The sequence below is a fragment of the Candidatus Omnitrophota bacterium genome (genome assembly GCA_018894435.1).
Lineage (GTDB): Bacteria > Omnitrophota > Gorgyraeia > JAHIPI01 > JAHIPI01 > JAHIPI01.
Genome location: JAHIPI010000094.1, coordinates 1 through 13,232, shown reverse-complemented (window position 1 = coordinate 13,232; position 13,232 = coordinate 1). Strand labels below are relative to the sequence as shown.

Annotated in this window: 7 protein-coding genes and 1 pseudogene; all 8 read left to right on the top strand. The window is 41.6% G+C overall.

Translation table 11 applies throughout. The annotated features are described in order from the left end of the window. Positions 1 to 19: 19 nt before the first annotated feature. The 8 genes and pseudogenes from KKI13_08045 (at position 20) to KKI13_08010 (ending at position 12,682) form a co-directional block, all read left to right on the top strand. The gene (locus KKI13_08045; protein ID MBU4488992.1) at positions 20 to 4,435 is read left to right on the top strand and encodes a PKD domain-containing protein; all 4,416 of its coding nucleotides are present in this window, start codon (positions 20 to 22) and stop codon (positions 4,433 to 4,435) included. Between the two features lie 109 nt (positions 4,436 to 4,544). Next, positions 4,545 to 5,783, top strand: coding sequence for a CHASE2 domain-containing protein (locus tag KKI13_08040; GenBank protein MBU4488991.1), 1,239 nt, complete (start codon positions 4,545 to 4,547; stop codon positions 5,781 to 5,783). Positions 5,784 to 5,968: 185 nt separating this feature from the next. Continuing rightward, positions 5,969 to 6,088 (top strand): annotated as a pseudogene (locus tag KKI13_08035) (prepilin-type N-terminal cleavage/methylation domain-containing protein). Positions 6,089 to 6,700: 612 nt separating this feature from the next. After that, positions 6,701 to 8,812 carry a S8/S53 family peptidase gene (locus tag KKI13_08030; GenBank protein ID MBU4488990.1) on the top strand — a complete coding sequence of 704 codons (2,112 nt, stop codon included), beginning with the start codon at positions 6,701 to 6,703 and terminating at the stop codon, positions 8,810 to 8,812. Between the two features lie 82 nt (positions 8,813 to 8,894). After that, positions 8,895 to 11,348 (top strand): CHASE2 domain-containing protein, encoded by a 2,454-nt coding sequence (locus tag KKI13_08025; GenBank protein ID MBU4488989.1) that lies wholly within the window; start codon positions 8,895 to 8,897, stop codon positions 11,346 to 11,348. Positions 11,349 to 11,362: 14 nt separating this feature from the next. Next, positions 11,363 to 11,752, top strand: a complete 390-nt coding sequence (locus tag KKI13_08020) for a response regulator (protein ID MBU4488988.1) — start codon at positions 11,363 to 11,365, stop codon at positions 11,750 to 11,752. A gap of 55 nt (positions 11,753 to 11,807) precedes the next feature. After that, positions 11,808 to 12,023 carry a helix-turn-helix domain-containing protein gene (locus tag KKI13_08015; protein MBU4488987.1) on the top strand — a complete coding sequence of 72 codons (216 nt, stop codon included), beginning with the start codon at positions 11,808 to 11,810 and terminating at the stop codon, positions 12,021 to 12,023. A gap of 122 nt (positions 12,024 to 12,145) precedes the next feature. Next, complete coding sequence (locus KKI13_08010) at positions 12,146 to 12,682, top strand: hypothetical protein (GenBank protein ID MBU4488986.1); 537 nt, start codon at positions 12,146 to 12,148, stop codon at positions 12,680 to 12,682. Positions 12,683 to 13,232 lie beyond the last annotated feature (550 nt).

The window sequence follows — 13,232 nt, the reverse complement described above, 5'->3', positions numbered from 1 at the left end:
TACGCATTTTGAGCTTCGTGTGACGCCTAACGAGTTACATGTAGATGATTTTAATGACGGCACAAAACCGAATCTTTTAGGCGGTGATATGGGCGTGTTTGACTCTCAGGATGGGAGTTCCTGCATGACAACTTATATTGATAATCCTGGTATAGTGCTTGGAGGGTGGGGCTATTCAATGCAATTAGATTATGATGTCCTCTATGGCAGTAGTTTTGCGGGTTATTGGACCGCTTTCAATAATATGGATCTTTCGATGTACAATACGCTGGAATTTTGGATAAGAGGTGCCGCCGGTGGCGAAAAATTCACCTTCTATCTAAAAGACTTCCACGGAAACGAAAGCAAACTCGATATAGCAAATTATCTTCCTGATGGTATAACGACATCTTGGCAAAAAGTAACTATTCCATTGAGTGATTTTAAAGGAATAGTAACATGGAATGAGATGGATAGTTTCGTCATAACCTTTGAAGGTATGATTGGAAGCGGCCAGGGCCGTATCTATATCGACAATATAAGATTTGTATCGGGTTATATACCTATTGATAATTTTGATGCGGCAATGCCGCTTAATACACCTGGAAGCCCATATTGGTCATTTGCTAATGGGGCTGCTATACAGGCAGGCTATATATCTGATGGCGCTTACGGTGGAGACGGCTACAGCTTAAAGATTACATATGACGGTGTTACTCCGGACACTAGCTGCGGATGGATACTTACGCTTGGTGGAATAGATGCCTCTAATCTAAACATGCTTGGTTTCTACGCAAAAGGATTGGTAGGAGGCGAATATTTTAATGTCTATTTAAGCGATGGTTCAAAAAGAGTGTGCGTTGACATAAGGGACTACCTCACGTTAGAAAATGATTGGCACTATGTGAAGATTGCCTTGAATGATTTTGCGAAGCAGGGACTCGATCTATCCAACCTCGAGAGATTAGAGATAGTCTTCGAATGGAAGACTATGGAAGGTACCATTTACATAGATAATATTGAGTTCTCAAATAAGTTATTTAAAGAGCCGAGCATAGGTCCGGTACGCACTATAGGACAAAACCTGTTAGTACGCGGCAAGTTATTCACAGTACGGGGCGTAGGCTATCAGCCGACTCCTATAGGATACTACCCATACGATAAAGGCGACGGATCGCCATACATGGATGTCTTTGCCGACACGCCTTACAATAGAGATATGTGGAGTAGAGACTTTGCGTATTTACGCAACATGGGCTGTAACACAATCAGGACGTGGGGCAAAGTAACGAACAGGGCCTTTTTGGATGCCTCCTATAATAATGGTACAAGCCCCGTCTATGTCATAATGGGTATATGGCTTGATTATACGAAAGATTACTCAATTCCTGAAAATAGAAGGCAGGCGATAGCCGAGTTTGCTCAATATGTGCAAACATATAAGGATCATCCGGCTGTTTTGGCTTGGGCTATAGGGAATGAAGACAATTACTGGTATGCCGGAGTTATGAAAGGTCTATATACCCTGATAAACGAAATGGCGCGTAAAGCCTATGAGATAGAAGGGCCAACTTACCATCCTGTTATGTTCCCCAGTAGAGATTTGCTATACATAGGCGATGAATCGGTAAGGGCCGAGGATACTGCCATGAATTACCTTGATATCTGGGCTGCTAATACCTATCGGGGCTCTTCATTTGGCGACTTATTCATAGATTATCAATTTAGAAGCATAAAACCCCTTCTAATATCCGAGTATGGCATAGATGCATGGGACAATATTGCTTCAACGGAATACGAAAATACACAGGCAAGTTGCGCGGTCAATTTATGGAATGAGATCGCGGCGAATTTGAATTTTTGTATAGGCGGGACTATTATGGAATACTCTGATGAGTGGTGGAAGGACGATGATTTAGGCAGTGCGCCGGATAGCCATGATTATGGAGGCTATGAAGATGAAGCCCACCCTGACGGCTTCTCGAATGAAGAATGGTGGGGCATTATGCGCCCTGTTGATAATGGTCCTTATCCGAATTTAAACATAATGGAGCCTCGCCAAGCATATTACGACCTAAAGGACAAATGGGTAAAAGATTTCTTAATTGACGACTTTAATGATGGAACCGACCCGAATATAGTGGGAGGCGCAACAAGTACCTATGCAACTACAGGCGCGACTTGCTCACGCAGTTATTATAACGAGAATCCGGCCAATGTACTGGGTGGGTCCGGATATTCAGTGAAGATAGCGTACAATATCACAGGGGTAGGTTCGTATGGCTCCTTTAACTGCGCGCTTCAGAATCTTGACGCAAGAAAATACAGTACATTGAGTTTTTGGGTCAAAGGCCAGACAGGCGGCGAGATATTTAAAGTGGGCTTAAAAGATTTTGCCTCGCACGAGACAAAGATTATGATAACCGATTATCTATTGCGCGGTGTAACTACTGAATGGCAAAAGGTATCAATACCGTTTGCCGCATTTAGGGCCGTTACTGATTGGGATAAACTGAGTAATCTCTCGCTAATATTTGAGCAGACAATCGGCAGTGGAACTGGAGTTATTTATATTGATAGCGTTACATTAGATGAGAAGCCCGCTTCTCTTTATGTCGATAATTTCAACGATAATATAGCAACGAATGCCCTTTCAGGCCCTAATTATGTATGGGGTTCTGGCGCCAGCATAACTCCGGGTTATGAGACTACCAATCCTTTTGGCGGCTCGGGAAAAAGCCTTTACATTACGTATAATGTGCCGTCAGGTGCCTGGTGCGGGTGGACTGCTGCATTAAATGGTGTCAACGTTTCATCCGAGGATACGCTTACTTTTTATATAAAAGGCGCTGTTGGCGGAGAACGACCTGATATAGGATTAAAAGAACATAATGATTCCGGCGGCACTAGCTGCCAATTGGACTTAGAGAGCTATATTACGGTATCAACAAATTGGCAAAGAGTCAATATCCCGCTTTTAGATTTTAAAAATAAAAACATGAATTTAGATTTAACTAATCTTGTGGAAGTTAAGTTTGTTTTTAATGTGCCTATGTCAGGAACGATTTATATAGATAATATTGCATTTGTTAACTATAGTACGTCAATTACGCCAACGTTAAATCAAGTACCAGAGGTTACTAACGCTACACCTATTGCATTATCGGGTGACAAGGCTTCAGGAACGTCTATCGTGATAAACGGTGCAGAAGTGATACCACTTAACGAAGAAACAAACTGGTCTTATAATTATCCATTGGCAACAGGCTCCAATATTGTAGTGCTGTCGGCCCAGGATAAGGATTATAACGAGAGTGAGGCAATCGTTGTAGCTGTTGCCTTAGATCCAGAATTTCCTACCGCTTATGCTGGATCCGATCAAACAGTATTTAAAGACGATACGGTATATTTTGACGGATCGCTTTCGCATGATAATAGCGGAATAGCAATTTACAGATGGAACTTTGGTGATGGTTCACCCGAACAAGATGGAGCGCAAGTGTCGCATGTTTATGCGGCATCAGGAGTATATACAGTTACCTTATCAGTATGGGATCTTGGAGGAAATGGCCCGGCTATAGATGAGCTTATCGTTACAGTGGAAGATGACACTGTCGTCAAAATAGGAGGTCCGAATCCAGACTACGCTACAATTCAAGAAGGCATTAACAATGCTCCGACAGGTTATGTGATATATGTCTATTCAGGGGAGTACGTGGGAGACCTTATAATACCGGAAGAGAGGGCCGGTATTATAATAAGAGGCGAAGACAGGCTTACAACCATAATAAAAGGTAATATAACTCTTACCGAAACAAGTGCCACAATAAGAGATGTTAGCATCCTTTATAACGAAGGGGCCCAGATCAATTACTCTAGTGATCACTATTTTGATTTGAAGCTGTTGACAGATGCCGGTATTACTGTGATAGATTCTGAAGTAAGCGTTATAAGCTGTATTATAAAACCTAATCCGGATATCTTTGCAGAAACTTTTGGAAAAGGTATCCAGGTATGGAATATGTATGAAAGTAGCGATAAATATCCGACGATAGAAAACAACCTCATTATGAATACTGATGTAGGCGTAAATCTCTTCTCACAGGCCTTCGGCGGACAAATCTTAGGTCAGATTAGGAACAATACTTTTGTAGCGAATGATTGCGGCATATTACTGCGAATGCACAAGGAGAATCCGCTTATCCAAGACAACATTATAACCGATTCATCTGACTCAGGCGTTCATATTACCTATGAAGACGGCACATTGCTTAGTAATAGGATCGTAAATATCGTAGGCAACGACTTCTACAATAATACCCACGACATCTGGTGTGATGCTATACAGGAAGAACGTACGCCCGTACCAGGCAATTTATACGAATACCCTGACTTTGATGTCGATTATATCTCCCAAAATCCTGCCTGCGAAGGCAAGGGTTATTCGCTTCCATAAAATTCCCACAGTAGCTCATCGGCAATTTCCCACTTCCTCTTGTAAATCAATAGGTTATCTGGTATACTTTCCTTAAATATTAAAACTATTACATGGGTGGCCAGTAAACATGCGGTTGAGGCTAGATTTTCATAAATTGAATAAAAAAGATTTCGTTCCGACGAAGATCGCATTGGCAGGACTGCTAATCATAACTCTATATGCGCTTGTTGTCGCTTGTCAACTTCTTATCCCGCCGTTTCTATCTGCAAAGACGAAATTCATGGACCTCTTTTTTAAGCCAAGGCTCGCCTTCAATGCCCATTACAGGCCAGACTATCCTAAGGAAAGCGCAGTAGTTATGATTGCCGTAGATGACGAATCATTGCTAAGAACCGAGGGGGATATTGTTTCTCATCCTGTATTTATGGCGGGCACCATAGAGGGTATTTCGAAATGTAAGCCTAAAATTATTGTGGTCGATATAGCTCCTGTATTTAATCCCAAGAATCCTCACGCTCAGAGAGGCGTCCTGATAGAGACGATTAAAAAAACCGGTAATGTGCTTATGGCTTACCTGGTCAAAGATACCGGCCCCATGATAATGGATGATGAAATAATAAAGGCATGCATGGACTACGGTCGTGCCGATGTCATGGCGAATTCAGGCAATGATGCGGTAAGAACAGTTATCCCTCCGACGTTCGAGCCGGAGTGGTCAATTCAGAAGATGCCGCTTCCTATAACGGCAGCCTTGATATATCGGGATATGCAGACAAAGACGTTCGCTTTAAATAAATCGGCACGCACTATGTATTTTTTCTCGAAAGAGGATTCAATAAAAGTTCCGCTAAATATGCATAACCAGATACCCATTAATTACCTTTACACTATGGATCAGATGCCTGTTATCCCTGCTTGGAAGTTTCTCAAAGGGGATTTTAAAACGGATTTACTTCAAGGCAAAATCGCGCTTTTGACTTCTACCTCGCAGGCCAGGCCCGATCAGCACAATAGCCCTATAGGCAGAGTACCGGGCGGCCTGATCTTCGCAAACATAATCAATTCTTTTGTGTATTCGTATTTTCTTATTGAGACACCGACTAGGGTGCATTTTGCCATATTATTCGTGGCAAGCGTTATTCTAGGACTCCTATTTTATAAAAATACAGTAGGTAACGGGGCCTTAATACTTTTTGCGGCCATTGTCATTTATGTGGCAACTTCTTTTGTATTACTCCTCTATAACGTAATGTGGAATGCCTTTGATGTCATAGTGCTTGCGATTATACTCTATGAGTCTATCCTGATTCATAAAGCCAGGATCTGGGAACTCGAGAATAAGCTCTATAAAGGTAAAGAAGATTAACTTTTTTATGGTCTTTTAAAATAAGTTTTAATAATGTAACTTGTTGTAATATATATAGTTACAATCATCAACGCCGTTAGGTATGCAAAATCTAGCTTGACAAACGCTTAATCGCAAGGTATACTTATTGGTCAGGCAAAAAAGGTATAAATCAACCAGCCCTGGCCCCTGAGGAGGCGAGTACAATGAAAACGAGAAATAGAGGCTTTACGTTGGTTGAATTACTGGTAGTAATCGCAATAATAGGCGTTCTCGTAGCTCTTATAACACCTGCTGTAAGGGGTGCCAGGGAGAGCGCTAGGAGGGCCGTTGCCACGAAATTCGGCAACGAAATAGGACTAGCGGCCCATATGTACGCAGACGACCATAACGGGCAGCTTCCTAGCGCAGTAATGGATTTGGTAACGACAGGTTACCTTGATGATCCTCGCGTACTTATTGACCCGAATGACCCGCGGGGAGAAGAGACATCTTTTACAGGGTGGTCCGAGACACCGGCTTCATTACAGGATATTAAAGGGGCTTCTTCGGAAAGTATCCTGTATTTTATAAGCGAATCGGCCGGAATTAAGGATCCGGAAGATATCACGCTTGCGGACGCTACTTTTAAATGGCATAATCCCTTTGTAATATATGTAGGGGGCGACGGCGCAGCAAGGTGTGTAACCGAAGAAGAATTTGCGAGGATTGGGTTTGATAGATGGGGAAGAGAAACACCTTAATAGAAAATATATAAATGCCTCACTAACCTCAAACCGCATATTTTTTAAAAAATATGCGGTTTTTTTTCTTTTCGTTTTTAGCCTTGACAGAGATAAGTTCTCGTGATACACTTTAATTGCAGCATTGTTATAGCATAAGAAAGGGAGATGCTATAGCATTTCTTCGTTTTCGGCACAAAAAAGAGGTAAAGGGCCATGAAAAAAAGGGGATTTTTCATTTCTATAGTATTTTTATGCCTAGTTGCTTCTTCGTCCGCATTTGCTGAGAACCAACAATCTTCCACAGAAGCATATCTTCAAGAACTCCAAAGCCAAGGGAAAGAAAGAGTAATTGTAATATTTAAAGATGATGCAGTAGTAGATCCTTCGTTGGTTGAGAAATATAACGGCACTATAATCCGCGCATTTAGCACTTCAAAAGCCCTTGTATGTGAAATCCCGCAGGAAAATATAGAATTGATCAAACAGGAAGAAACTATAAAAGGGGTAACCCCTGATATACTGATGGAATTGCCTGAGGGCGGCAAAGAGCGCGATCCCGAAGAGCTTGCACTATTCAATCGTTTTAAGAAAGAATACTTCCAAAGAATAAAAGGAGAATATCGCATTACCATTAAACAGATGCGCCGGGAATACCTGACATCACTTCGCGAACTTTTCATGAAAAGGAAAACGATCATTCGCTACGCTAAACTCTTGGATAATTATCGACGCAAGGGCAGGACAAAAACACCCGCATATTACACTCTCGTTGCAAAGCGCAACAAGCTCTTGAGGGAATATTACGCGGAATTTCGACGCTTACTTGGTGAATATCGCTCAAAGCTTAGTGTTGCAAAAGACGTCTATGCTCAAACCTTAAGTGGTTGGCGGGAAGAAGTGGATGAAATGGTGGCTCTTTCATACACTGGAACTGTAACTGTCAGGTGGAATAACTTGGAAGCAGGGCTAAACTCCCAAGCTGCGTGGGATAATTATAACCTTGACGGGACAGGCATTAAGATAGCAATAATTGACATGGGTGTAAATTATACCCTTGAAAATTTAAATGATCACTATTTAGGCGGGTATGACTTTGTCTATAATGATACCGATCCGATGCCTCATTTAGATCAAACAGAAGACCACGGAACTGGTGTTGCTTCTATCGCCGTAGGCGAAGGTGTAAATCAGATTGTTGGTGTTGCGTATAACGCGAGTTATTATTCTGTTAGGATAGGAGAGAGTGATGCGCAAGGGTTCTTATTGACTAATCTTATTTCCGGCATAGAATGGGCAAGTACAGAGCCGCATAAAGCTGATATCATATCGATGAGTGTCGGAAGTGTCGAAGGTGGAATTGGCTGGGAGCAACTAAAGACACTGATGGAGAACGCGTGTAATAATGCATACAATAATGGAGTAATTCTTGTGGCTGCTTCAGGCAATGACGGCGGTATTAATTCAAACTATCCAGCAAGGTTTGACAATGTAATCTCCGCAGGCGGACATGCTGAAGATCAAACGCTTTTGGACCGTTGGATAGGTCAAAATCATATTGTGTCGAATGGTGGCGCGGACATAGTTGCACCCGCGGAGCGGGTTTATGTAGTAGGCGCTGATAATTCAGTATGGTTGGCCTCTGGAACATCTGCTGCAGCTCCTCACGTAGCGGGATTGCTTGCCCTCCAACTCCAGTATGCTCGACAACATAACATTGACGTGAATAACGGCTACCTTTGGGAATCAATAAAGCACTCCGCAAAAGATATGCCGTTAATTACAGATCCTAACTACGAAGGCAGTGGCAAAATATGGGCCGCGGAGACTAATCCTCCTCCGCCAGCACCTAATAAAGGATCAGTTGATCTTATGTCATCATCAATATGGCCCTTTGATGTTGACTTTGAATATCTGAATTACATTTTCCTTGACCAAGGTCTATATCCTGCCTACTACATCGGCACAAATATGTATCAGGACATCACTCTGACAAACTTGACTGATATAGAAGGCAATACCCCTGAAACCATCGAGAACTTAAACGTCACAACCATCCAGAAATATTGCGACACCGGTGAAATTCTGCCCGGCAGCCCAACAGAGAACTTCGCATCTTACGAGCCGATAACTCTAAGTGACGGAACAAATATCATTCTTCAAGATACGTATTACATTCCATGGGCTGCTCGTCCGGGCCTATATAAAGTGGTATTGGATCTCGAGTTTAAATTCGCGGGCAATAACCGGCTAATGAAGATTACCGACAACGAAGCAAGTATCTGGTGTCCGCCCGCCATAATAAACGAGGGCTTTCCGGAACAGTAGAACTAATAAATTTCACTTGCGATTAAAGCCACATCCCCTTATAATCATATTATAAGGGGATGTTTATTTGCAGGGTATACCTATGAAAACTAAAAATATAATATCGACGCTTAAAGGACCTCTATTTCTTATCCTTATCGGCGTTGTACTTTTTACCGCATATTTCAGAATATTTATATACTCTCCTATCATAAGAAGCGGGCGCCTTAAGTCATCCGACTATCTTTTCCAGTTGAGGCACCAAGATTGTCAAAGCCGCGCAAAGGATAAACTTCCGCCCAAAGACATCGTCATGGTTGCCATTGACGAAACTTCGTATTATAACCTTAAAATAAGCCGCCCATGGAGCAGGGAAATTTTCACCGAACTCCTGGATAAGATTAATCAGGATGGTCCTAAAGTCATAGTGCTTGATATTAATCTTTTCGGTCAAAGCGGTGTAAGCTGGGGCAATACCGAAATCGATCAAAAATTCGCGGATACAATAAAAAGATGCGGCAATGTCGTGTTGCTTGCCTTTTACGGAAAGGAAGAAGGAGAGAGGCTCTATTTTGGTCCTGAAAATATGTTTGCCGAAGCAAGCGCAGCGTACGGTGCTACAGGGGCCGTGACGGATCCTGACGGTTTAATCAGGCGCCTTAAAATATATTCGCTTGTCTATAATGACAAAAACCCGGTAAATATCGCGTTTGAAGTCAAATCCGCCCTGCGTTATATGGATGTGCCGTATGACACATTTACAAACGGGGGCCGTGTTGTTACGTTTAAATCCAAATACAGGGATGTTAATTTGCCGGTTGACGACAAAAACCGCATGCTTATAAATTATGTGAGCGATTTCAATGATATAAAAAACATTCCGATATGGAAAGTTTTAGAAGGAGATTTCCCGGCAAAAACTTTTAAAGGAAAACTTGTCCTAGTATGCGATACCGGGAAAAGTTTCCATGATATTCACCAGACGCCTTTTGGATACAGGGCAGGCGGCCTGGTAATAGCGAATGTGCTCAATTCGATAATCTCATCTAATCATGTAAAAGAGGTAAATCCGGCATTGGCTTTCAGCGTTGTTGCCCTATTGTATATTTTGTGCTTCATATTGTTTTACCACATTGAAGATGCCTTGAAGGGGTTATTGTCGCTCTTAGTAGTTATTGGAGTTTTTCTTGGCGTTGTATTTTCCTTATTCATGAAATACGGCATAGTTTGGCAGCCGTTCGATGTTCTCGTATTACTGCCGACGCTATTTTTTGCCATGACGCTTTATAGAAATCAAGTAGAGCGTTTAGTGACGGATAAAATCAACGCATTAGCTAATATGGACTCCTTAACATCCTTGTATAACTATTGGTATTTTCTGCCTGCGATTAACGCTGCGGTAGAAGAAGGGCCGTTTAAGCCTAAAAGCTCGCTTTTAGCAATCAAAATAGTTAATATTGAACGGATAAGTTCAGACCTAGACTTTGAGAAAAGTGAAAGTATGCACAAAAAAATCGGGGTGTCACTAAAGGCTAAAGCCAAAGAAATAAAAAAATCTTTTGCTTCATATCTTGAATTAGGCGAGTTTGCCATCTTTTTGCCTAAGATAGATTCTGGACAAGCTCTTGGCATCGCAGGCAGCTTAAAGGACACTATAAAAAATACCAACTTTGGCATAATGGAAGAACATCTTAAGCCGGTTATAGCCATTGGCGTATCTACCATAAGTCTTAAGTCGTTTCCAAAAACAGGCGATGAACTTATAGAAAGTGCTAGACTCGCGGCAAAGAGGGCCGAGGAAATCGGGGCCAATAAGGTATGCCGATATAATCCCGAAATTGATGGCACCGAATTCGAACCGGATATCACGTCAGGAGAGAAGGCGATTGGCGAAGAATACGGGCCTACCGCAAAGGTCCTCGAACAAAAAAATAGGGGGCTTGTGGAATTATTGCGTAGATACGTCATGCAGCTTAAGAAGACCAAGAAGGCGAATGTTGATACCTTGTACGCTGTTGTTGAAGCTCAGGAAAAAAGAGACCCGCCTACGGGGGGCCATGCTAAAAGAGCAGCAGAGCTGGTTAAAAAGGTGGGCCAAAAACTTAAGATGCCGCAGGATAAGTTGGAACTTCTGGAAGAAATGACTCTCTTGCATGATATAGGCAAGATCAATATTGACGATAGCATTTTAAGAAAACCAGGCAAGCTGACTGATGAGGAGAGATCTATTATTGAAATGCATACAGAAGCTAGTATAGATATACTCGGCAAAAGCGAGCATTTCCGCGGGCTTCTTGATGCCATACGAGACCATCACGAGCGTTTAGACGGATCAGGCTATCCCAGAGGCCTTAAGGGCGATCGGATTTCGCTTGAGGCGCAGCTAATGGCAATAGTTGATGTCTATGACGCCCTTACTGCCATAGACAGGCCTTATCGAAAGGCAGCTACTCCCAAAGAAGCTGTAGAAGAATTTATATCGCATCCTGAAAAATACAATCAAAAAGTCGCCCTTGCCCTAAAGGAAGTTTTGGAAGAAGAAGGTAAATTAATTTGACAGCCGAAAGAGGAATGCATAAACATATATTACTATCTATGGACAATACGCTTATGATGTCATCGCTAATGACGTCTATAGCTACTCTTTTGAGCGGGGTCGTAACCCATCCGGTAGGTAATACTGAAGCGATGGCGGGTTTTCTGGATAATAATAAGTCGCCCTCTTTAATTATTTTAGATATGGAGATGCGGGATAATATGGGTATAGCTATTCTGAAGCTTCTGGTTGAACGCAAGATACAAGTCAGTCTTATTCTTATCAATACGCGGCCATCTGATTACAGCGGTATACGTCTAGATGACATGAATATAGCCGGTCAGTTCAAGAAGCCCCTTGATTATAGAACGCTATATGGTACGATAAGGAAGGCACTGGAAGAGAAGGCGATACCTCAGGCGTAACTAATCTCCATAAGAGAACCAGAAGGAATCCCGCTAAATAGGATAATACGGCAGTATGGGCAAAGATTTAAGATTGAAACTGGGCAAGAAAATAAGATTCCTGCGTAAGAAACGAAGACTTACGCAAAAAGCTCTCGCTGATATAACTGATATCGACTATAAATACATCCAGAGGATTGAGGGGAAAAATCCGCCCGCCGTTAGGATTGATACTATCGGCAGATTTGCCAAGGCTCTTAAAGTAAAACCTTCGGAGTTGTTGGATTTTTAATATAAAAAGCGTTGACTTATAGTTCGATCAAAAAGTATTGAAAGGATGAAAATTTAACTTTGAATAAACGTAAACGAATTATTATGAGAAGATTTAGCATTGTAAAAAGAAGGAGGAGAACAATGCCCGCATATTCTGACCAAAATGAAACATGGGAAATCGAATCCATCGATTCAAAAAGAAATAATATAGTATTGAAGAAAGGCAATTCGAGATTAGAATTATACGCTATAATTCCTCCTCCTTCAAAATGGAGTGCCAAAGATAAAATGGCCGAGCCTGAAAGAAGTGAATATGTGCGTTCAGATAGGATAGTTAAGATAGAGAATAAAACGAAGGGCGGGAAAATCTACATCCATGCTATCAAAGGATCCGATGATATTATGAAGTATTTAGGTTTGACCGAAAAAATGGAATATCTCAATTTATATAAAAACTTAAGAATTACGGCAATTAAGTTTCCCAATATGTTACTGAATGACGGGTCTAAGTGGTGTTTTCCTCAGGGTATGATGGCGCCCTCTGCGGGGTGGATGGTTGATGATATCGTTAATGTTGAATTAACGGAAGTCTCCTTAAAAAAAGACGAGAAAAAAATGATTCATAAAATTATCAATAAAACCAGAGAAGCGACCATAATGACGGTCCGGACGCTTTAGAGATGGCCATAAGGGGAGCGGAAAGTCGAGTTGGTTTCTTACCAATGGATGATAATGATATAAGGGATAAATGGGGAAGATATATTACCGATAGGGATTTTAATCAACCGCCTCCAGAAGATCTTGCATGAAGTAAAGGATGATGGAAAGGATTATTAAAGAGAGGGAATGGGTAGATTTATCCTAAAAATAGGCCATTTTAAGACGGACATTTCACCTAAAATAGGCATGTCTGTAAAAAGAGATGGACATTTTGTAAATGTATATATTTCAATGGGTTATGATTTTATGTCCGTCTAGAAAGTGGACAGACTTGGACATGAAAATGGACATGTCCAAGTCTTTTAAAGCCCGTAAAAACCTCTCAAAAACTAACCTCTCTGATTTCAAAAAAAAGCTTGCTACTTCCTGATACATAGTATATAATGAAACAGTTTATTCAGAGATACGTATAGGGTGAGGGGTAGACCCCCCCACCACTCATTTGCCCTCGAGGCAGAGAGGGAGAGAATATATCAAAGTAGCCGACGTTTAAACGTCGGCTACATTC

Coding starts and splice junctions, on each gene's coding strand:
- KKI13_08020 (MBU4488988.1), top strand. CDS start 11,363: ATGCATAAACATATATTACTATCTATGGACAATACGCTTATGATGTCA.
- KKI13_08010 (MBU4488986.1), top strand. CDS start 12,146: ATGCCCGCATATTCTGACCAAAATGAAACATGGGAAATCGAATCCATC.
- KKI13_08030 (MBU4488990.1), top strand. CDS start 6,701: ATGAAAAAAAGGGGATTTTTCATTTCTATAGTATTTTTATGCCTAGTT.
- KKI13_08025 (MBU4488989.1), top strand. CDS start 8,895: ATGAAAACTAAAAATATAATATCGACGCTTAAAGGACCTCTATTTCTT.
- KKI13_08015 (MBU4488987.1), top strand. CDS start 11,808: ATGGGCAAAGATTTAAGATTGAAACTGGGCAAGAAAATAAGATTCCTG.
- KKI13_08040 (MBU4488991.1), top strand. CDS start 4,545: ATGCGGTTGAGGCTAGATTTTCATAAATTGAATAAAAAAGATTTCGTT.